This window comes from Pseudonocardia sp. ICBG162 (genome assembly GCF_020496225.1).
Lineage (GTDB): Bacteria > Actinomycetota > Actinomycetes > Mycobacteriales > Pseudonocardiaceae > Pseudonocardia > Pseudonocardia alni.
This window is the reverse complement of record NZ_JAHLJD010000013.1, coordinates 601712-622346: the sequence shown is the minus strand read 5'-3', so window position 1 is coordinate 622346 and position 20635 is coordinate 601712. Positions and strand designations below refer to the sequence as shown.

The window sequence follows — 20635 nt, the reverse complement described above, 5'->3', positions numbered from 1 at the left end:
TCCGATCGGGGGTGAGCGACGTCGCACGGGCCGCGATGTGACTCGGCGGTAGGTGGTGACACGATCGGCTGCGGGAGACACCCGGAGATCACCGTCGATCAGCGAGGAGAGACATGACCCAGCAGCAGAGGACCGCCGTCGTGACCGGTGGGGCGCGCGGCATCGGGGCCGCCACCGCGATCCGGCTCGCCGCCGACGGACACAAGGTCGCGGTGCTGGACCTGGAGGAGTCGGCCGCGAAGGCCACCGTCGAGGCCATCGAGTCCGCCGGCGGGACCGCGGCCGCGTTCGGTGCGAACGTCGCCGACGAGCAGGCCGTCGCCGCGGCCGTCGACGCGGTCACCGAGCGCCTCGGCGCACCGACCGTGCTGATCAACAACGCCGGCATCACCAAGGACAACCTGCTGTTCAAGATGACCGTCGACGACTGGGACGCCGTCATGGGCGTGCACCTGCGCGGTGCGTTCCTGATGACCCGCGCGGTGCAGAAGCACATGGTCGACGCCGCCTGGGGCCGGGTCGTGAACCTCTCCTCGACCTCGGCGCTGGGCAACCGCGGCCAGGCGAACTACTCCGCGGCGAAGGCCGGCATGCAGGGCTTCACCAAGACCCTCGCGATCGAGCTCGGCAAGTTCGGCGTCACCGCGAACTGCATCGCCCCCGGATTCATCGCCTCGGAGATGACCAAGGCGACCGCCGAGCGCATCGGCGTGGACTGGGAGGAGTTCAAGGCCGCCCGGGCCAAGGAGATCCCGGTGCAGCGCCCCGGCTCGCCCGAGGACATCGCCCAGACCGTGTCGTTCTTCGTCGACGAGCGCTCGTCGTTCGTCAGCGGCCAGGTCATCTACGTGGCCGGCGGCCCGAAGGCCTGACCCACCCACGACGAACGGGCCGGCTCCGCTGCTGCGGTGCCGGCCCGTCCGTCGTCGCGGGAGGGTGTCAGGAACTGCTGTTCATCGGCACGATCGCCCAGCCGGGGATGTCGTCCTGGCCGGAGACCGGCACCGCGTTCGCGGAGAAGTTGACGAGCAGCACCGACCCGTCCGCCGCGCGGAAACCACCCAGCGACGAGCCGTCGGTCGCCCGGCCCAGCTCGACGGTGCCCTCACGGAGCCGGGGCACCAGCCAGCGCCACGCCTCGGTCAGCGGGGTCGGCTGGCCGCCGTTCTCGTCGGTCGCGGGGGTCCACAGCGAGGAGTACTCGAGCGAGTTGCTGCCCTCGGGTCCCCACAGCAGCGAGCCCTGGGTGCCCGAGCGGGCCATCGCCTGCAGGGCGGCGATCGTCGAGACCGCGCTGGCGGGGGAGGCGAAACCGGCCTGGGCGTCGGCGGGGACGTTGGCGTAGAACTCGGCCCACCAGATCGGCAGCCTGGTCCGCTCCTGGATCCAGCGGTCGATCACCGAGAACTTCTCGGCGCCGACGTCGACCGGGGAGATCGCGTCCTGCTGGCCGCGGTTGGTGGTGGAGCCGTCGACGACGATGAAGTCCGCCCCGACGTTGTTCTTCAGCCAGTAGTCCAGGACGTCCAGCGGCCGCTGGTCGAGCGCGCCCCAGGGGCCGCGGATGTCCGAGGCGTCGCCCGAGTCGACCGGGACGCTGCTCATCACCACGTACGGGCCGCCGACCTGCACGTCGGGCCGGACCGACTTCACCGCGCGGTACACGTCGTTGTACATCGTGGTGTAGCCCTCGTAGTCCCAGCGGTTCTCGGCCTGGTTGTAGAAGCCCTTGAGCTCGTTCCACACCAGGACGCGGTCGACCTGCGGGTAGCGCTGCACGGCCTCCTTGGCCAGGTTGGCGAAGTCGGCGAAGTGCTCGGGCAGCGGCGCCTTCTCGAGCCGGTCCCAGCGGGTGTCGCCGCTGTCGCGCGGCGCGCCCTTCATCCAGTCCGGGGAGCAGCACAGGGTCAGCATCGCCTTGCCGCCGGTCTCCTCGGTGAGCTGCATCCGGCGGTCCAGCGAGCCCCACTCGAACTCGCCGGGCCGGGGCTCGGGGTTCAGCGTGCCGAAGCCCATGAGGTGGTGGTTCTGGTACTCCTGCCCGAGGCTCGACAGGATGTCGACGCCGCGCTGGCGGGCCTGCGCGGGCTCGGTGTCGTCGAGGCTGTCCTGGGTGTGGGTCACCCCGATCTCCATCGGGCCCGGCTGCTTGTCCCAGCGCCAGCCGTTCAGGTCGACGGCCTTCGCGGAGGCCTCCAGCGCCGACGACGGCACGGTGTCACCGGTGGTGCCGCCACCGCCGGTCCCCGAGGTGCAGGCGGCGAGGGCCAGGACCCCCGCGAGCAGCAGGGCCAGGGCCGGGGTCCGGCGCAGGCCGGGCCGGAACCGGGGGGCCCGCGACGGGGACCTCGGTCCTGACGTCGTCGGGGAGGGACGGCGTGACGCTCGCACGGGGTGGTGACCTCACGTTCTGACCGGACGCGGCGCCGGGCGGATGCCGTGGCGCGCGCGGGCTCGTACTGACTCCTGCACTCCTGCGCGGGACGGTGTCCCGGCGAGGTGCTCCCAGCGTGTCAGGGGCCTCCTGTGACCCGACTGAGAGAACCTCGCGAACGCCCGGAGCCGGCCGGGGCCCGCTCTCAGACGTTCGGAGCAGAGTAGGGCCGCGGTTCGCGAGGACCGCACGCAGCCCCGCTGCGCAGGTGAACCCTCTTGTCGCGCAGCGTGTACACCCGGTCGGCCCGCGGCAGCACCGCCGGGTCGTGGGTGATGACCAGCACGGCCCGGCCCGCCGCGGCGGCGAGCAGGTCGTCGAGGACGGCGTCACGGGTGTCCGGGTCGAGGTGCGCGGTGGGCTCGTCGAGCACCAGCACCGCGGGGTCGACGAGCAGCGCGCGGGCCAGCGCGAGCCGTCGGCGCATCCCGCCCGAGAGCCGGGCGCCGTGCGCGCCGACCTCGTCGTCGAGGGCCAGGCCGGCGAGCCCGACCCGGCGCAGGACGTCGCCGAGGTCGGTGTCGTCGGCGTCGGGGGCGGCCAGGCGCAGGTTCTCCCGGACCGTGGAGTCGAACACGTGCGGGTCGGCCGGCACCCCGGAGACCACCGCACGGACCTCGTCGGGCGGGCGCAGGGCCAGGTCGTGCCCGTCGAGCCGGACCGTCCCCGCGCGCGGGTCGAGGAACCGGAACAGCACCGCGGCCAGCGTCGACTTGCCCGACCCGCTGGCACCGACCAGCGCCACGACCTCCCCGCGGCCGACGTCGAGGTCCACCCCGTGCAGGACGGTGCGGCCGCGCCCGTCCGGTCCCGGCCCGGGCCAGGCGGCGGTGAGCCCGCGGACCCGCAGGTCACCGCGGCGCGGCAGCGGCTCCGGCCCCGGGTCGCGGTGTACGACGGCGGGTGCGGCGTCGAGCACCGGCACCAGCCGGGCCAGCCCGGCGCGGACCGCGGCGAGCCGGGCCGCGGCGGCCGGCAGCGGCGCGACGATCTCGAACGCGGCCAGCGCGGTCAGCACCAGCACGGCCAGCGGGACCGCACCCAGCGCACCGGCGTCGACGGCGGCGACGCCCAGCAGCAGCGTCCCGGCCAGGGTGAGCCCGGCGACCAGGGCACCGGACCCGGCGCCGAGGCCGAGCAGCGCGGCGTCGCGGCGGGCGGTGCGGGTCAGCTCGGCGTCGGCGCGGGCGACCGCGTCGACCGCGTGACCGGTCGCGCCGTGGGCCAGCAGCTCCGGGCCGCCGTCGAGCAGGTCGACCAGGGCGGTCGCGAGCCTGTCCCGTGCGACGCCGGCGCGCTCGGCGGGCCGCCGCGACAGCGCCGCGGCCAGCGCGGGCACCGCGACCCCGGCGAGCAGCAGCCCGGCGGCGAGCAGCGCCCCGCCGGGGACGTACAGCGCGGTGGCGAGCAGCACCGCCCCGGACCCGGCGACCGCGGCCGCGACGACCGGCAGCACCCCGCGCACCACCAGGTCCTGCACCGAGTCGGTGTCGCCGACCAGCCGGGCGACCAGCTCGCCGGACCGGAACCGGCGCACCGGCTCGGTGGCGGCGAGCCGGGCGTAGACGCGGCCGCGCATGTCCGACAGCGCGCGCAGCGCGGCGTCGTGCCCGACCAGCCGCTCGGCGTAGCGGGCCACCCCGCGTCCGACGCCGAGGGCACGGGTCAGCACGACGGCGACCGACAGCGCCGTCACCGACGGGTGCTGGGCGGCGGTGGCGAGCAGCCAGGCGGCCAGCGACAGCAGCCCGGCGCCGCAGGCAGTGGCGAGCGCGCCGAGCAGCGCGCCGCCGACGACGCCGCGCAGCCGGGGCGCCAGCACGCTGCGGGCGAGCGACCAGGGGCTCATCGCGGACTCCCGGCGGGTGCGGTCGCGACCGGGGTGATCGTGACGGTGCGGTCGGTGTGCTCGGCCCAGCCCGCGTCGTGCGCGACGACGACCGCGGTGCGCCCGCGCAGCAGCTCGGCGGCCGCGGTGCGGACCGCGTCGGCGGAGTCGGGGTCGAGGTGCGCGGTCGGCTCGTCGAGCAGGACCAGCGGGGCGTCGCGCAGGAACGCCCTGGCCAGCGCGACCCGCTGGCGCTCGCCCGACGACAGCTGCGCGCCGCCCTCGCCGAGCACGGTGTCCCAGCCGTGCGGCAGCCGGGCGACGACGGCGTCGAGCCCGGCGCGGCGTGCGGCCGCGCGCACGGCGTCGTCGGTGACGCCCGCGTGGTCGCGTCCGGCGCCGAGCCGGACGTTGGCGGCGACGGTGTCGGCGAACAGGTGCGGCTGCTGCGGCACCCAGGCCACCCCGCGGCGCCAGGCGTCGAGGTCCAGGTCCGCGAGGTCGGCGCCCGTGCGGTCGCGCCCGTGCACGGTGACGGTGCCGCCGGTCGGGGCGACCATGCCGAGCAGCACGCCGAGCAGGGTGGACTTGCCGGCCCCGGACGGGCCCCGTAGCAGCACCGTCTCCCCGGGGGCGACGCCCAGCGACAGCCCGGCGACGGCGTCGGCGTCCGCGCCGGGGTAGCGCACCCGCAGCCCGTCGACGGTCAGGCCGCGCCCGGCCGGGTCGGCCGTCGGCACCGGCGCGGTCCCGCCGGTCGCCCCGCCGGCCGGGCGGTCCAGCTCGGCGAACACCTGCCGGGCCGCGGCGACGCCCTCCATGCTGGCGTGGAACCGGGCACCGACCTCGCGCAGCGGCAGGTAGGCCTCCGGGGCCAGGACCAGCACGAACAGCGCGGTGGCGTAGTCGAGGTTCCCGTAGAGCAGCCGCAGCCCGACCTCGACCGCGACCAGGGCGACGGCGAGCGTCGCGAGGACCTCCAGCACGAACGCGGACAGGAACGCGACCCGCAGGGTGCCGGTCATGGCGTGTCGGTGCTCGTCGGTGGTCTCCCGGACCTTGCCCGCGACGACCTGCGCGCGGCGGAACAGCGCGAGCGTCGGCAGCCCCTGTACGACGTCGAGGAAGTGCCCGCCCAGACGCGACAGCAGCCGCCACTGGCGGTCGGTGCGGGCCCGGGTGTGCATCCCGACCAGGGCCATGAACAGCGGGATCAGCGGCAGCGTGACCGCGATGACGACCGCGGAGATCCAGTCGGCGCTGCCGACGACGACCAGCACTGCGACCGGGACCAGCACCGCGAGCACCAGCTGGGGCAGGTAGCGGGCGAAGTAGTCGTCGAGGGCGTCGAGGCCGCGGGTGGCCAGGGTGACGATCTCGCCGGAGGACCGCTGCGGGTCCGGTGCGGCGAGCACGAGCCGGCGCACGAGCTGCATCCGCAGCTGGGACTTGGCGCGGGCGGCGCTGCGCAGCGCCGCGGACTCCGCGCCGTAGGACAGCAGCGCCCGCGCCACCGCGACGACGGCGACGCCCCCCACCAGCCAGGCCAGGGTGTCGAGCCCGGCGCCCGGCCCGGTGCGCGCGCCGTCGAGGGTGAACGAGGGCGTCGCCCCGGCCACCACCCGCGACACCAGCCAGGCCTGGGCCAGGATCAGCCCGGTCGCGGCGACCCCGCAGACCGCGGCGACGGCCAGGTGCACCCGGACCGCGCTCGCCGTGCGCAGCAGCCGGGGGTCGACCGGCGGGCCGCCCGCGGGCGGCGCCCCGGCGGTGGTGGACGGGGTGGACACGGTCGTCATCGTGTGGCCGGTACCGCGGTGTCACCAGGGCCGGAGGGCCCGGCCGGGGCGACCCGCGCCCCGCCGAGACGGCGGCGGAACACCCAGTAGCTCCAGGACTGGTAGCCGAGCACCAGCGGCAGGAACACGGCCGCGATCCAGGACATGACGCCGAGCGTGTACGGCGCGGACGCCGCGTTCGCGACGGTCAGGGTGTGCGCGGGGTCGGTCGTCGAGGGCAGCAGCGTCGGGTACAGCTGCCCGAACAGCACGACCGACAGCCCACCGATCGCGAGCGCGGTGGCGGTGAACGCCCACCCCTCGCGGCCGACCAGCAGCGCCACCCCGGCGGCGGCGATGCCCGCGCCGGAGACCCAGGCGACCGTGGTGGTCCAGGACGGCTCGCGCAGCGCGAGCGTCGCGGCCAGGAACGCGACGGTCACCAGCAGCACCGGGACCACCGCGCGCAGCGCGAACCGCCGCGCCCGGTACCGCACCGGCCCGTCGGTCTTCAATGCCAGGAACACCGCGCCGTGCAGCAGGAACAGCGCCGTGGTGACGACGCCGCCGAGCAGGGCGTAGCCGTTCAGCAGGTCCCCGAGCGACGCGGTGACCACGGTGTTCTGCCCGCTGCCCGGGGCGCTGAGGACGGTGGGCAGGCCACGGACCAGGTTCGCGAGGACCATGCCCCACACGAACGCAGGCACCAGCGACCCGAGACCGATCATCAGGTCCCAGCGGGCCTTCCACGGCGCGTCGGAGCGCTTGTGCCGGTACTCCAGCCCGACCCCGCGCACGATCAGGCCCAGCAGGACCAGCAGCACCGGCAGGTAGAGGCCCGACAGCATGGCGGCGTACCAGGCGGGGAACGCGGCGAACATCGCGCCGACGGCGGCGATCAGCCACACCTCGTTGCCGTCCCACACCGGGCCGATCGCGCCGAGGGCGGCCTCGCGGTCCTCCTCGTCGTCGCGGCCCAGGACGCGGACCAGCATCCCGACGCCGAAGTCGAACCCCTCGAGCACCAGGTAGCCGGTCCACAGCACGGCCACGGCCAGGAACCAGATCGTGGGCAGGTCCATCGTCGTCCCTCCGGGGTCAGTAGCTGAACGCCGCGGGGCGGCGCTCGTCGGAACCCACATCGGCACCGGCATCGGCGCCGTCGGCGGGGTCGTCGGGGTAGGGGAGCGCGGCGCCGGGGCCCGCCTGCACGTAGCGGAACAGCAGCCGCACCTCGACGACGGCGAGCACCCCGTAGAGCGCGGTGAACGCGGCCAGGGAGAACGCGACCTGGCTCAGGCTCACGCCGGGGGACACGCTCTGCGCGGTGAGCAGCTCGCCGTGCACCGTCCAGGGCTGGCGGCCCATCTCGGTCAGCACCCAGCCGGCGATGTTCCCCGCCAGCGCGGCGGGCAGCGCGGCGACCACACCCCGGTAGGCCCACCGCTGGAGCCGCCCGGCCGGAGCCGGTGCGCCGTCGCGGGTGAACCCGGGCAGCCGGCCGCCGCGGGTCAGCCAGAGCCCGGCCGTCGCGACCGCGACCCCGGCCAGGCCGAGGCCCATCATCAGCCGGAACGCCCAGTAGAGGACGGCGATGTTGGGCCGGTAGTCCCCGGGCCCGTAGAGCGCCTCGTACCGCGCCTGCACGTTCTCGATGCCCTGCACCGGGCCCCACGGGCTGCCGGTGGCGAGGAAGCTCAGGACGCCGGCGATCTGCACGTTGATGTGGTTGCGGCTGCCCTGGACGTCGCCGACGGCGAACAGCGAGAACCCGGCCGACTCCTCGGTCTGCCACAGCGCCTCGGCCGAGGCGAGCTTCATCGGCTCGTAGGTGGCGGCGAGCTTGGCCTGGTGGTCACCGGAGGCGATGACCAGCACCCCCGCGACGAGGGTGACGAGGAACCCGGTGCGCAGGGTCTTCCGGAACAGCGCGTGCTCGCTCGGGTGCGGCGCCGCGTCGCCGGGACGGCTCCAGCGTTCGCGCATCAGCTTCCAGGAGCTCACCGCGGCGACGAACAGCCCGGCGATCAGGAACGCCGCGGCGACGACGTGCAGGTAGGTCGACCAGGCCTGCGGGTTGGTCAGCACGGCGCCGATGTCGGTGAGCCGGGCCCGGCCGGTGGCGCGGTCGACCTCGTAGCCGACCGGGTTCCGCATCCACGCGTTCGCGGCCAGGATGAAGTACGCCGACAGGTTGGACCCGATCGCGGCGGCCCAGATGCAGGCCAGGTGCACGCCCTTCCGCAGCCGGTCCCACCCGAAGATCCACAGCCCGATGAAGGTGGACTCCAGGAAGAACGCGATCAGCGCCTCCATCGCCAGCGGTGCGCCGAACACGTCGCCGACGAAGGTGGAGTAGGCGCTCCAGTTCATCCCGAACTGGAACTCCTGCACGATCCCGGTGACCACGCCCATCGCGAAGTTGATCAGGAACAGCTTCCCGAAGAACTTCGTGGCGCGCAGGTACTCCTCCCGGCCCGTGCGGAACCAGGCGGTCTGCAGCGACGCGACGATCACCGACAGGCCGATGGTCAGCGGCACGAACAGGAAGTGGTAGATCGTGGTGATCCCGAACTGCCAGCGGGCCAGGTCGAGCGCGTCCATCCGGACCTCCCGAGCGAAGTTCTACGTCCAGTAGTAGTTCTACCGGAAGTAGAAGATCGGTGGGGAACCGGGCCCGGTGGCCCTGGACACGCGGGTCGCGGCGGGGGTGCTCAGCCGCCGGTGCGCGGGTCGAAGGCGCCGTGGCGGCGCAGCACGTCGAGCACCTGCGGCAGGTCGGCGAAGGCCCGTTCGACGTCGGGCGGGGCGGCGACGCGGTGTGCGTTCGCCTCGACGTAGGCGCGGACCGCGGCGTCGAACCGCTGCGCGCCGACGGCGTCGCGGCCCGCGAACAGGGCGGCGGCACCCTGGTCGTAGACGCCGTCGACGAGGTCGGTGAACCCGCCGCGCGAGTCCCAGAACGACATGGGGGCGCCGATCGGGCCCGCGACGTCGCCGGGCCCGAAGCTGCCGATCCGGTACAGGTCGCGCTGGCCGGCGACCAGGGCCTGGGCCCAGGTCGTGAACGCCTCGTCCAGCCACGGGTCGCGGGCCTGGTCGTTGCCGACCAGCGCGTAGAACCAGGAGTGGGCGATCTCGTGCGCGGCCAGCGACGGGCGGGTGGCGTCGTCGACGTCGCCGAACTGCAGGTGGGTCGGGAACTCGACGCCGTCGCTCTGGGTGGGCACGACCGTCAGCCACAGGTCCGGGTACGGGTAGGGCCCCAGCAGCCGTTCCAGGGCGGGCAGGAAGCGGGCGACCTCGCCCTGCCAGTCCTGCGCGGAACCGCGGAGCTCCCCGCCGCGCCGGGCGCCCGCGCGGCCCGCGGTGGGCAGCGCGACGTGCACCCGGGTGGCGCCGACCGTGGATTCGGTGACCTCGTAGGCGCCGACGGCGACCGCGATGTCGCGGACCGCGTCGGCGGTGAAGGTGCGGGTGAGCCGCCCGCCGCCGGCGTCGCGGGTGCCGGTGGCCGTCCCGACCCCGACGACCTGCTGGTCCGCCGCCGCGGTGACGGCGAGCGAGGCGAGCCGGTAGTCCTCGGCGACGACGGTCTCGCCGGACATCCGCACCGCCGGGGTGCGGACCCAGCCGCGGCCGCGGACCCAGTCCAGCACCGGCAGCGGGCTGCCGAGCCAGGCGGTGCCCGCCGACGGGGAGTGCCCGATCCGTTCGGTGGAGTCCTCGCCGAGGGTCAGGGTGAACCCGAGCTGCGCGGTGACGGTGGTGCCCGCGTCGACGCAGGACGGCAGCGGCAGCTCGACGAGCGTGCCGGGCGCGCCGTCCGGGGCGCCCGCCTGCTCGGTGCGCGGGGTGACCGGGGTGCCGTCGACGCTCGCGTCGGTGACCCGGGACGAGCCGCCGTCGGCGACGACGGTCGGCCGGTTGGTCCAGAGCCGGAAGACCAGCTCGCAGATCCGGGCGTCGGGGGTGAAACGGACGGTCTGGCGGCCGGTGGCCGAGGACAGGTCCGGCGCGAGGTCCAGCGACGCGTCGACGACCGGGCGCTGCGGCCACGGCGCGGCCCGCTCGACCTGCGGCACGCCGGCCGCGCAGCCCCCCAGCACGGCCAGGACGACGGCGACGCCGACGAGGGCCCGGCGCCGCCGGGTCAGGTCGATCATGACGGCGAGGCTATCCGCGGTGCCCGTGGGCGGCGACCGGCGTGCGGCGCCGCCCGGCTACGCCACCCGATCGCGGACCCGGCCGCGCAGCCGGTCGCGGACGGCGTGTGCGGGCGCCGACACGGCGGTCTCCAGGGGTCCGCGCCCGACCGCGCGCCGCCACGCCAGCCCGATCCCGACCGCGACGGCGATCTGCCACAGGTAGCCCTCCCAGGGGCCCAGGTCGTCGAGCGGGGAGTTCATGAACAGGATCGAGCCGACGTAGAGGGTCAGCGTCATCGACCCGGCGGCGGCGAGCGGGCGCAGCAGGTGCCCCAGCAGCGGGCCGGCGCCGCGGACGGTGACCGAGGCCAGGAGCAGGACCGCGCCGAGCACGGCGAGCGCGGACCCGGTGGTCTGGACGACGTCGAGCGGCGTGCCCGAGTGCGGCGCGACGGTCACCAGCCACCACCACGTCGAGGTGGGGGTGACGCCGTCGGGGTAGCCGGTGACGACGTCGGCGATCGTCGGCGCGCTGTCGAGGATCTCCGGCGGGCTCACCGCGGCGATCGCGGCGTACCCGCCGCCCGGGCCGAGCAGCCACATCGACAGCCCGGTGGCCGCCGTCGCCGCGACGACGCCGCCGCCCAGCAGCGCCGCCGCCGTGCGCCGGTCCGAGAGCCGCAGGCGTCCGACGACGATCCCGACCGCCATGTAGGCGAGCCAGACCACCGCCGGGTAGGCGCCGGTCAGGGTCAGCTCCGACAGCAGCGCGCCGGGGTCGGTGACGAGGTCGAGCACCGAGGGGTTGCCGAGGTCGGGCACCGGCAGGAACGGGCGCACCAGGTGCGAGAGGACCGGCACCCCGAGACACAGCAGTACCGCGAGCGGCGCGAGGACCCGGGTCGGGAGCGCGACCAGCGGTATCGCGAGCAGGAACGCGATCGCGTAGTAGGGGAGGATGAGCGCCGCGATCGACGGGTCGGTCCAGCTCAGGGCCAGTGCCAGCACCATGAGGACACCGGCGCGGGTGGCGAGCATCGCCGCCGCGGCGCGCAGGTCCGGGCCGGTGCGGACCCGGGCGCGGCCGGTCATGAACGCGAACGAGACCCCGGCGAGGACGGCGAACAGCGCCGCGGAGCGGCCGCCGAACACGAGGTAGCTGGGCGTGGGGGCGCCGTCGTCGGTGGCCTCGACGAGGGCGTGCACGGCGATGATGCCGAGCAGCGCGACCCCGCGGGTGGCGTCGACGCCGAGCAGGCGCGAGCCCCGCTCACGGGGTGGCGCGGGCTCCGGCGCGGCCGGGGGAGCCGCGGGCGGGGCGGGCGCGGCCCGGGTGGTGGCCGGGAGCACGGTGGTGGTCTCGGTGGTGTCCGGTGGTGCGGCCGCGGCGCGCAGGGTCCGCGCGGGTACCGACGGGCCCTGCGGAGGACCCGGGCTGCGGGGGGCCGGGACGGCGACGGTCCTCCCGGGCGCGGCACCGGGCGGACCGGACGGCCGGCGCGGCCGGCTCGCGGTCCGGGTGGCGGCGGCGTCCGGGTGTCCCTCCGGGGCCCGGTGGGTGCCGGTGCCGCTGCGCCGGGGCGCGTCCGTCCGGAGTGCCGCGCTCGACGGGGCCGCGTTCGACGGGGCCGTGTTCGACGGGGCTGCGGTGTGCCGCTCCGCCGACGAGGCCGCGGTGTGCGGCGAGGCGGTGTGCGGCCGCGGTGGGGTGGTCGACGGCGCGCCCGGTGCGGGGACGAGGGCGGGCACCGGCGGGCGGGGCGGCGCGGGGCGGTCGGCGCCGCGGCGGTGGCTGCCGGGCGGCTGCGGTCGGGTCATGTCAGAACCTCGTCGATCAGCTGGTGCCCGAGGTCGCGGGCGTCGGCCGGATGCAGCCCGGCGTCGGCGAACCAGTCGGGTCCGGCCTCGGGATGCGGTCCGACGACGCCGACCCGGCCGTGCCCGAACGGGGTCACGGCGGCGGCGACGAGCCCGTCGGGGTAGCGGGCGAGGACGGTGCCGGAGTCGAGCAGGAAGTGCGGGCCGTCCTGGAAGAACAGGGTGCGGTCGCGGCCGCGCCAGTCGAGTCGGACCAGGGCGTCGCCGTCGTGGCCGACGGTGGCGCCGGGGGAGTCGATCCAGCGGTCGGTGTCGCCGGGCAGCAGGCCGAACCCGGGGGTGGCCCCGGCCAGGTAGCCGCCCAGGCAGAACCCGAGGTAGCGGCCGCCGTCGCCGACCCAGTCGCGCAGCGGGCCGGCCGCGGGCCGCATCGTGCGCCACGCCGCGGACAGGGTGCCGCCGCCGGGCTGGGCGTAGAGCGTGGCGCGGGCGAGGGTGTCCGCGGTGAGCGGGAGCCGTTCGCGCGGGCCGGTGTAGTGCACGTCGAACCCGTGCCGCGACGACCCCAGCAGCGCCGCCACCGACTCCGCGCACCCCGTCGGCTGCGACGCCGGTCCGCGGTAGACCAGCGCCACCGGGCGGTCGCCACCGGAGGGGGCCGGGTCGCGGCGGCCGAGCAGCCGCCCGAACAGGCTCACCGCGGGCCCGGCCCGGAGCGGACGGGGTGGTGGTCGCGCTGCTGCGGCACCGGAGGCGGGGCCGTCCCGGGTCCCGGCCGGGGCGGCACGGCCGGGAGGGCCCGTGCGGTGCGTTCCGCGGAACGCGCCGCGGGAGCCGGGCCGGGTGCGGCGGGACCCGCTCCGGTGGTCGGTCCGCGTTCCGCGGAACGCGCTGCGGGCACCTGGCCGCGTGCGACGGGACCTGCCCCGGTGGTCGGTCCGCGTTCCGCGGAACGCGCCGGGCGGCCCGGCCCGCCGTCGCCCGCACCGACGACCGCGCCCACGCGGTCGCCGTGGCCCGCGGCGGCGCGGCGGTGCCGCGCACGGGGCGTGCTGCCCGGCCCGGCGGGGGCACGGCGGCTGTGCCCGGCGCCGGCGGGCCCGGTCCCGGGGGCACCGGCCGTGCTGCCCGGCCCGGCGGGGGCACGGCGGCTGTGCCCGGCGCCGGCGGGCCCGGTCCCGGGGGCACCGGCCGAGCCGGCGGCCCCCGCGCGGTGCCGTCCGGTGCTGCCGCGGCGCGGGGCCTGGCGCCCGGCCAGGACCGAGCGCATCAGCAGCGTGCGGCCCGGGTCGTCGGCCCCCTGCACCCGGGTGAGGACCATCGTGCGCTCCGGGTCGACGGCCGCGACCCGCACGGTCCCGGCCACGGTCCCCGGCGCCGCGGCGGGCAGCACGGCGGGCGGCACGGCCGGTGCCGCGTCGGCCGGAGCCGCGTCGGGCACCGCGCGGGCGGTGATGCCCCGGTAGCGGGAGCCGGACGGCAGGTGCTCGCCCTTCATCACCAGCGACAGCGGGTCGAGCCGCGCCCCGGCGCCGACCACGGCGTCGTAGAGCACGATCGCCCGGTCCCCGACCGACGCGCCGTCCGCGACCGACACCGTCGACATCTTCATGACCCGGTCCTCGAACAGGTGGGTCTGCAGCGACACGTCCCGCCCGACGACGGCGTCGTCCCCGATCTCCACCAGGTCGTACTCGGTGAGGTAGGTCGTCGACACGCAGGTCCGGCGTCCGATCCGGGCGCCGAGCAGCCGCAGCATCGGCGGCAGCAACGGGGTCCCGGACAGCATGCTCAGCAGCCCGGGCACCGCGGAGGCCTCGTAGAGCCCGGTGACGAACTCCGAGCGGCGCACGAACCGGCTCCACAGCGGTTCGGTCCGCGGCCGGTAGGTGCCCACGACCAGCCACTTCACCGCTGCGACCAGCAGGACCAGCGCGAGCGCCGAGGCGAGCGCCAGCACCGGTGCCGCGAGCACGACCTGCCACGCGGCGCCGGTGCGGGCCACGTCGGACAGCCCCTGCAGGAACAGGTAGATCGACACCGAGATCGCCGAGGCGGGCAGCGTGGCCCGCAGGAACTCGATGCCGAGCCGCTCGGCGACGCGGCGCCGCGAGGGCGCGAACGTCAGCGACTCCGGGTGGTCCCCGGAGTCCTGGCGCACCGGCAGGTGCATCGCCGGGGACCCCAGCCAGGTGGTGTCGCGCGGCACGCCCGACGCCGGGGGCACCGTCGCGACGCCGACCAGCGACTCGTCGCCGAGCGTCGACCCGGCCGGGACGACGGCGGCGTTCCCGACGAACGCGCGCCGCCCCACCAGCGTCGGACGACGGACCATCCAGCCGTTGTGGAAGGTCGCGCTGCCCACGCTCGCCATGTCCGCGACGAAGCTGCCCTGGGAGATCGTCAGCATCTCCGGGTCGATGTGCGAGGCGGTGGACACCTCCGCGCCGCGCCCGATCCGGGCGCCGAGCAGCCGCAGCCAGCCCACCGTGTAGAGCGTCGAGTACAGCGAGTTGGTGTAGGTCAGGCTCATCTCGAGGAGCTTGTCGCCGAACCACTTGCGCAGCCCCAGCGCGGAGCGCGCCGGGAAGACCCCGGGCCCGGTGCGGGGCGCGACCGCCCACCGGCCGACGGCCACCAGCACGCACACCGTCACCACGAACACCGGCCCGACCAGGGCGGCGACGAGCAGGGCGGGGCCGTCGCCGAACAGCAGCAGCGACGACCACACCAGCAGCACCGCCGGGACCAGCGCCAGCAGCGACACCAGCTCCAGCGCGACGATCCCGGCCAGCGCGGCCGCCCGCTGCGGCCGCGTCCAGGACGGCGCCGGGCCGCGTTCGGTCAGCTCGGCGACCGCGGCGTCGGCGGCGTCGGGCACCGCGGGGGACCCGGCCCAGTGCTCGGCGGGCGGCACCACCTGGTCGGCGGCGAGCGCGGACTGCTCCCCGACGACGGCGTCCGCGCCGACCACCGCACCCGGTTCGACGACCGCGCTGGCGCCGACGTGGGCGCCCTCGCCGACCGCGATCGGGGCGACGGTCACCCAGCCGTCGGCCAGCGTCCAGGGCCGCAGCGCGGCGCCGTAGCCGACGGTGGCGCCGTCGCCGATCCGCAGCAGCGCGGGCATCGACAGCACCGAGGTGCCCAGGTGCACGTCGCGGCCCACGGTGGCGCCCAGCATCCGCAGGTAGGCCGGGGCGAGCGGGCCGCCGGACAGCACCGGCAGCGGCGACATCGACAGCAGCAGGTCCGCGGCCCACAGGCGCAGGTGCACCCGTCCCCACATGGGGTACCGGCCGGGTGCGACCCGGGCGGTGAGCGCGCGCACCGCGAGCGGGGCGAGCAGCCAGCGCTGCAGCAGGAAGATCGCGGTGGCGCCGAGGGCGAGCTGGGCCAGCACGTCCGGGGCGACCCGGCCGCCGTGCCAGGCGTACACCCCGGCCGCGGGCAGGGTCATGACCAGCATCAGCACGAACAGCGCGGCGCCCTGCGCGGTCCCGGCGGCGGAGTAGCGGCGCCGGGAGTGGCGCAGCGGCTCCGGGCGCGGGGGCGGGGGCACGGAGCCGTCGCCGCCGTCGCCCGCCGCGTCGGGGTCCAGCGCCGCGGCCAGGCCGCGGACCGTCGGGTGCTCGTACAGGTCGCGCACCGCGGGGGAACGGCCGACGCCGCGCTCGCGCAGCAGGGTCACCAGCCGGGCGGCGAGCAGCGAGTGCCCGCCGAGCTCGTCGAAGAAGTCGGCGGTGACCGAGACTTGGCCGGCGTCGAGCGCCAGCACCTCGGCGAGCACCGCCCGGACCCCGGTCTCCAGCTCCGTCGACGGCTCGACGTGCGGGCCGTGGGCCACCACGATCCGCGGCCCGGACGGGGCAGGCAGCTTCGGCCGGTCGACCTTGCCGCTGGGCATCATCGGCAGCGCGTCGAGCACCTCGACGTAGCCGGGCACCATGTACTCGGGCAGCCGGGTCCGCAGCAGCTCGTACAGCGCCGCCCGGTCCACCGGCCCGCCCGGTCCGGCAGCCGGGACGACGTAGACGGTCAGCTCCTCACCGGTGCCGTCGTCGGTCTTCGCGACCGCGGCCACGGCGCTCTCCACGTCGGCGTGCTCCAGCGCGACGGTCTCGATCTCGCCCAGGTCGACGCGGTGCCCGCGGATCTTGACCTCGTCGTCGGCGCGGCCCAGGTAGACGATCTCGCCGTGCTCGTCGAACCGGGCGAGGTCACCGGTGCGGTAGAGCCGCCCGTCGCCGTTCGCAGGCGCCGCGGGGTGGCGGACGAACCGGTCCGCGGTCTTCTCCGGCAGGTTGACGTAGCCGATGCCGACCCCGGGGCCACCGATGCAGAGCTCGCCGACCTCACCGCGGGGGACCTCGCGCAGGGTGTCGTCGAGGATCACCGCGGAGTAGGTCGGCACCGGACGCCCGATCGTGACCGGCTTCCCCGGGTGCAGCTCGCCCCAGGTGCAGGTCACGGTGGTCTCGGTGGGGCCGTAGGTGTTGAGCATCCGCCGCCCGGGGCGCGCCCAGCGCTCCACCAGGCCGGCCGGGCAGGCCTCGCCGCCGACGAGCAGGGTGCGCAGCGCGGGCAGCTCCCGCGGGATCGTCGCCAGCAGGGTCGGCACGCAGCACAGCACGGTGACGCCGGTGTCGGCGAGGAAGTCGCCAAGCTCCGCGCCGATCCGGCGCGAGTCCGTCGGCCCGACCACCAGCGTCGCCCCGGCCGCGAAGGTCGGCCAGATCTCCTCGATCGAGAAGTCGAAGGAGATCGTCATGCCCTGGTAGACGCGGTCGTGCGGGCGGACGTCGTAGACGCGGGTGATGACGTGCACGAAGTTGCAGATGCTCGGGTGGGCGATCGCGACGCCCTTGGGCCGCCCGCTGGATCCCGAGGTGTAGATGATGTAGGCCAGCGGCGCCGGGTCCGGGTCGACCGCGACCGGGGCGAGCGGGTGACGGGGCAGCGCGGCGACGGCGTCGACGCAGGTGTCGAGCAGCACCAGGCCGGGCGTGGGCAGCTCGCCCGCCAGGTCCGAGGTGGTGACCAGCAGGTCCAGCCCGGCGTCGTCGCGGATGTAGCCGACCCGGTCCGCCGGGGCCGCCGGGTCGATCGGGACGAACGCGGCGCCGGTCTTGCCGATCGCCAGCAGCACCGCGTAGGTCCGCCAGGTCCGGTGCAGCAGGATCCCGACGCGACGGCCCGGGCCCGCGCCGAGCCCGGCCAGGTGGCGGGCGAGCTGGTTCGCGCGCGCGTCCAGCTCGGCGTAGGTCAGCTCCAGGCCGCCGTCCTGCAGCGCGACCGCCCGCGGGGTCCGGGCGACCGTGGCCTCGAAGAACCGGTGCAGGCGGTCCGGGTGCCGCGCGGGCGCACCGGCCGGGGCCGGGCGCGCCACGGCGACCCCCGCGCGGGGCGGGGACATCGTCACGTGCCGTCATCTCCCTACACGGCGACGGAACGCTTCCTCCGGTCGAAGCTGGGGAGCACCCTGTGGGTTCAGGGGTACGGACCGGTGAGGCCGCCGTGGTCCCCCGTGACATCGCCACGGGGGCGGGGGCCTGTTACGGCGAGCGAGTAAGCGACAGGTACTCACTTTTACGGAGTGTGGCCGCTCACAGGCCGCGCTGCCCCAGCCGGGGCCTCCGGGTCCTCCGTCCGGCCCAGTCAGACGACGGCGAGCGTGCGGCGCAGGAAGTCCACCTGTGCGGTCACGGACCGCTCGAACATCGCGCCGAGGTAGATGTCGAAGTGCCCGCACGGCAGCTCCAGCACCTCCGAGCCCGCCCCGGCCCGCGCGGCCACCGCGCGCACCGACGCCGGCGGCGCGATCGAGTCCCGCGCCGCGACGACGACGAGGATCGGCGCCCGCAGCCGCGCCGCCGCCGTCACCGGCCGGTTCAGCGGGATCCGCAGCGCGCCCCGGGCCCGCATGGTGTTGCGGAACCCGGGCCCGGTGATCGAGGAGTAGCCGCTCTCGGCGTCGTGCGAGGTGATCGCCGCGGTCGACCCGGGCGGTCCGAACACCGCGATCCGGTGCGGCGGACGTCCGAGCAGCCCGGCGGCGGCGTCGCGCAGCCCGTGCCCGGTGAGGCGGGCCAGCTGCCCGGGCCCGGCGTAGCGCAGGATCTCCAGCAGCGCGGCGGTCCCGTCCATCGCCGCGCCCTGGGAGATCACCGCGGCGACCTGCCCGTCGCGGGCGGCGACCGGGACGACGTGCCCGCCGGAGTACGAGCTGCCCCACAGCACGATCCGCTCGGGGTCGACGCCGGGCAGCGTGCGGGCGTGCGCGATCGCGGCGTGGTAGTCGGCGCGGTGCCTGCCGTGGTGGACGTCCTGGTCCAGGCGGGGGTCGCCGGTGCCGTCGGAGGCGCCGAACCCGCGGTAGTCGAACACGAGCACCGCGCAGCCCGCGGCGGCGAAACGCTGCGCGAAGGGCAGCAGCCCGGAGTCGCGGGTGGCGCCGAAGCCGTGCGCCATGACCACGCAGGGGCGGCCGCGGTCGTTCGCGAGCGCGTCGCCGGCCGGGGCGAGGTGCCAGGCCGCACAGCGCAGCCCGCCGCTCGGGAACGACGTCTCGGCGGGGGTGACGGTCATCGTCGGCTCCTGCGGTGCGCGGGCGGGGCGGCGTCATCCTGCCGCACCCCCGCGGCGGGCCGCAGGGTCAGGCCCCGGTCGGCCCGAACTGCTCGATCCGGATCGCGTGGTCGGGGACCCCGGCGGCGGCGAGCAGGTCGGCCGCGGCGGCGGCGAACGCGGGGGAGCCGCACACGAACGCGGTCTCCCCGCCACGGACCAGCGGGGCGAGGTCGGCGAGGGTGAGCTGGCCCGCCGGGCGGTCCGCGCCGGGCGGGGCGGTCCGGGTGAACACCGTGGTGACCGGGGGACCGGTGAACTCCTCGCCGTAGAACAGGTCGTCGGGGGTGCGGACCGAGACCAGCATCCGGACCAGGTCGGGACGGCCGGTGGCGCGGGCGTGACGCAGCATCGCGGCCAGCGGGACCTGGCCGGAGCCGCCGCCGACCAGCAGCGCGGGGGAGACCCCGTCCCAGGCGAACCAGCCGCCGACCGGCCCGCGGACCTCCAGCACGTCCCCGACGACGGCGACGTCGTGCAGGAACTCCGACACCTCGCCGTCGTCGAGACGTTCGACGGTCAGCGCGATCTCCGGCCGCCCGTCGGGCGCGGAGGCCACCGAGTAGGAGCGCTGTGCGGTGTAGCCGTCCTCGGCGGTCAGGCGCAGCACGTAGTACTGGCCCGGCAGGTGCGTGGCGGGCTCGGCCAGACCGAGCCGGAACGTCCGCACCCCCGGGGCCTCGTCGTGCACCGACAGCACGGTCGCGGCCTGCCAGCGCAGGGTCCGGCGGGGGGTGGTTGCCGGGGTGGTGTCCACGGTCAGTCGCCCTGGAAGCGCTGCTCGGACCACGGGTCGCCGCGGTCGTGGTAGCCGTTGCGCTCCCAGAAGCCGGGCTCGTCCTCGGCGGTCAGGCGCAGCCCGGCGACCCACTTCGCGCTCTTCCAGAAGTACAGGTGCGGCACCAGCAGCCGCGCCGGGCCGCCGTGCTCGCGGGTCAGCGGCGCGCCCTGCGCCTCGAACGCCAGCCACGCCCGGCCGCCGGTGAGGTCGGACAGCGGCATGTTCGTGGTGTAGCCCGAGTGCGAGTGCGCGACGGCGAACTGCGCCTCCGGCAGCGGCCCCGCGGCCTCCAGCAGCGTGTCGACCGCGACCCCGCTCCAGCGCATCCCGAACTTCGACCAGGTGGTGACGCAGTGGATGTCGCCGTACCAGCGTTCGCGGGGCAGGGCGCGGATCTCGTCCCAGATCCACTCGACCGGGCGCTGCACGAGGCCGTCGATGCGGAAGGTCCAGCGGGCGGTGTCCAGGGTGGGGGCGCGTTCGGCGGTCAGCACCGGCCACTGGTCACCGGCGTCGTACTGGCCGGGTGGCAGCCGCCGGTCCCGCGGCCTGCGCCCGACGAATCCTCGGGTCACGGGGGCATGCCGACCACAATGCACCCCCACCCCCGGTTGTTCCCGCCCGTCTCAGGTCACGAGGTAGGCGACGTAGGCGACCGCGTCGGCGGTGCGGACCGCGGAGCCGACGAGCACCGCGGTGTTGAGCCAGGCCAGGTCCGGGTCGGCGGTCCGGGCGTCGACGACGACCCGGAAGTAGTAGCGGGCCGGGTCGACAGGCTCCCCGGCGAGCAGCGCGTCGAGGACCGGGGCCGGGCCGGTCCGGTAGCCCGCCGTCGCCAGCTGCAACAGGTGCCCCGACCGCAGCGCCACGGTGTAGCGGGTGTCGATCACGGCGGTGCCGTCGTCGAGCACCCGCTGGCGGTCGGCGCCGCCGCGGAGCACCTCGCCGTGCAGCCCCTCGCCGTCGCGGCCGGGCCCTGAGACCGTGCCGCCGACGATGGGGATCTCCCGCTCCCGGCCGAACGGGGTCCGGCCGACCTCCAGCGGCGGGTCGAGCAGGACGTGGACGCGGGCGACCTGGGTCAGCCCGGGGACGGCGGGTGCGGGTCCGGGAGTCGACACGGCCCCAGACTGGCGTCCGGGGCCGCCCGGGGCTACCCATGAGGACTACCGGCGGGGAACCGCCGGGTGTACGCCGCGAGGCCCCCGGACGGTCCCGCTG

General features: G+C 76.2%; 14 protein-coding genes. 1 reads left to right on the top strand and 13 read right to left on the bottom strand.

Annotation, left to right across the window (positions count from 1 at the left end):
• The first annotated feature begins 113 nt into the window (after nt 1–113).
• The gene (gene fabG, locus KPL60_RS06215; RefSeq protein ID WP_226357064.1) at nt 114–872 is read left to right on the top strand and encodes a 3-oxoacyl-ACP reductase FabG; all 759 of its coding nucleotides are present in this window, start codon (nt 114–116) and stop codon (nt 870–872) included.
• Nucleotides 873–939: 67 nt separating this feature from the next.
• Here fabG and KPL60_RS06210 read toward each other — a convergent pair whose 3' ends face one another.
• The 13 genes from KPL60_RS06210 to KPL60_RS06150 all read right to left on the bottom strand — a co-directional run bounded on the left by KPL60_RS06210 (nt 940) and on the right by KPL60_RS06150 (nt 20535).
• Complete coding sequence (locus KPL60_RS06210; protein ID WP_226365193.1) at nt 940–2391, bottom strand: hypothetical protein; 1452 nt, start codon at nt 2389–2391, stop codon at nt 940–942.
• Between the two features lie 188 nt (nt 2392–2579).
• Complete coding sequence (gene cydC / locus KPL60_RS06205) at nt 2580–4283, bottom strand: thiol reductant ABC exporter subunit CydC (protein WP_226357066.1); 1704 nt, start codon at nt 4281–4283, stop codon at nt 2580–2582.
• Nucleotides 4280–6052 carry a thiol reductant ABC exporter subunit CydD gene (cydD, locus tag KPL60_RS06200; RefSeq protein WP_226365192.1) on the bottom strand — a complete coding sequence of 591 codons (1773 nt, stop codon included), beginning with the start codon at nt 6050–6052 and terminating at the stop codon, nt 4280–4282. The genes cydC and cydD overlap by 4 nt, the downstream gene beginning before the upstream one ends.
• A gap of 5 nt (nt 6053–6057) precedes the next feature.
• A complete protein-coding gene (gene cydB, locus KPL60_RS06195; protein ID WP_226365191.1) occupies nt 6058–7122 on the bottom strand; it encodes a cytochrome d ubiquinol oxidase subunit II in 1065 nt (354 codons plus the stop codon).
• 16 nt (nt 7123–7138) lie between these two features.
• Nucleotides 7139–8644: a cytochrome ubiquinol oxidase subunit I gene (locus tag KPL60_RS06190; RefSeq protein WP_226365190.1), complete on the bottom strand. Its 1506-nt coding sequence runs from the start codon at nt 8642–8644 to the stop codon at nt 7139–7141.
• A 110-nt stretch (nt 8645–8754) separates the two neighbouring features.
• Nucleotides 8755–10206, bottom strand: a complete 1452-nt coding sequence (locus KPL60_RS06185; RefSeq protein ID WP_226365189.1) for a M1 family aminopeptidase — start codon at nt 10204–10206, stop codon at nt 8755–8757.
• 57 nt (nt 10207–10263) lie between these two features.
• Nucleotides 10264–12006 carry a heparan-alpha-glucosaminide N-acetyltransferase domain-containing protein gene (locus KPL60_RS06180; RefSeq protein WP_226365188.1) on the bottom strand — a complete coding sequence of 581 codons (1743 nt, stop codon included), beginning with the start codon at nt 12004–12006 and terminating at the stop codon, nt 10264–10266.
• Nucleotides 12003–12704: a BPL-N domain-containing protein gene (locus KPL60_RS06175; RefSeq protein WP_226365187.1), complete on the bottom strand. Its 702-nt coding sequence runs from the start codon at nt 12702–12704 to the stop codon at nt 12003–12005. The genes KPL60_RS06180 and KPL60_RS06175 overlap by 4 nt, the downstream gene beginning before the upstream one ends.
• Nucleotides 12701–17422 (bottom strand): Pls/PosA family non-ribosomal peptide synthetase, encoded by a 4722-nt coding sequence (locus tag KPL60_RS06170; RefSeq protein WP_305080673.1) that lies wholly within the window; start codon nt 17420–17422, stop codon nt 12701–12703. The genes KPL60_RS06175 and KPL60_RS06170 overlap by 4 nt, the downstream gene beginning before the upstream one ends.
• Nucleotides 17423–17664: 242 nt before the next feature.
• Nucleotides 17665–18594 (bottom strand): alpha/beta hydrolase, encoded by a 930-nt coding sequence (locus KPL60_RS06165; protein WP_226357073.1) that lies wholly within the window; start codon nt 18592–18594, stop codon nt 17665–17667.
• A 67-nt stretch (nt 18595–18661) separates the two neighbouring features.
• On the bottom strand, nt 18662–19390 hold the full coding sequence (locus KPL60_RS06160) for an FAD-binding oxidoreductase (protein ID WP_226365186.1): 729 nt from the start codon (nt 19388–19390) through the stop codon (nt 18662–18664).
• 2 nt (nt 19391–19392) lie between these two features.
• Nucleotides 19393–19989 carry a sulfite oxidase-like oxidoreductase gene (locus tag KPL60_RS06155; RefSeq protein WP_226365185.1) on the bottom strand — a complete coding sequence of 199 codons (597 nt, stop codon included), beginning with the start codon at nt 19987–19989 and terminating at the stop codon, nt 19393–19395.
• A 51-nt stretch (nt 19990–20040) separates the two neighbouring features.
• Nucleotides 20041–20535, bottom strand: coding sequence for a DUF3237 domain-containing protein (locus KPL60_RS06150; RefSeq protein ID WP_226357076.1), 495 nt, complete (start codon nt 20533–20535; stop codon nt 20041–20043).
• Nucleotides 20536–20635: the final 100 nt, after the last annotated feature.

Excerpts from the sequence above, each read along its gene's own strand:
- KPL60_RS06185 (WP_226365189.1), bottom strand. The coding sequence starts at position 10,206 with ATGATCGACCTGACCCGGCGGCGCCGGGCCCTCGTCGGCGTCGCCGTC.
- KPL60_RS06190 (WP_226365190.1), bottom strand. The coding sequence starts at position 8,644 with ATGGACGCGCTCGACCTGGCCCGCTGGCAGTTCGGGATCACCACGATC.
- fabG (WP_226357064.1), top strand. The coding sequence starts at position 114 with ATGACCCAGCAGCAGAGGACCGCCGTCGTGACCGGTGGGGCGCGCGGC.
- KPL60_RS06180 (WP_226365188.1), bottom strand. The coding sequence starts at position 12,006 with ATGACCCGACCGCAGCCGCCCGGCAGCCACCGCCGCGGCGCCGACCGC.
- KPL60_RS06170 (WP_305080673.1), bottom strand. The coding sequence starts at position 17,422 with ATGTCCCCGCCCCGCGCGGGGGTCGCCGTGGCGCGCCCGGCCCCGGCC.
- cydB (WP_226365191.1), bottom strand. The coding sequence starts at position 7,122 with ATGGACCTGCCCACGATCTGGTTCCTGGCCGTGGCCGTGCTGTGGACC.
- cydC (WP_226357066.1), bottom strand. The coding sequence starts at position 4,283 with ATGAGCCCCTGGTCGCTCGCCCGCAGCGTGCTGGCGCCCCGGCTGCGC.
- KPL60_RS06165 (WP_226357073.1), bottom strand. The coding sequence starts at position 18,594 with ATGACCGTCACCCCCGCCGAGACGTCGTTCCCGAGCGGCGGGCTGCGC.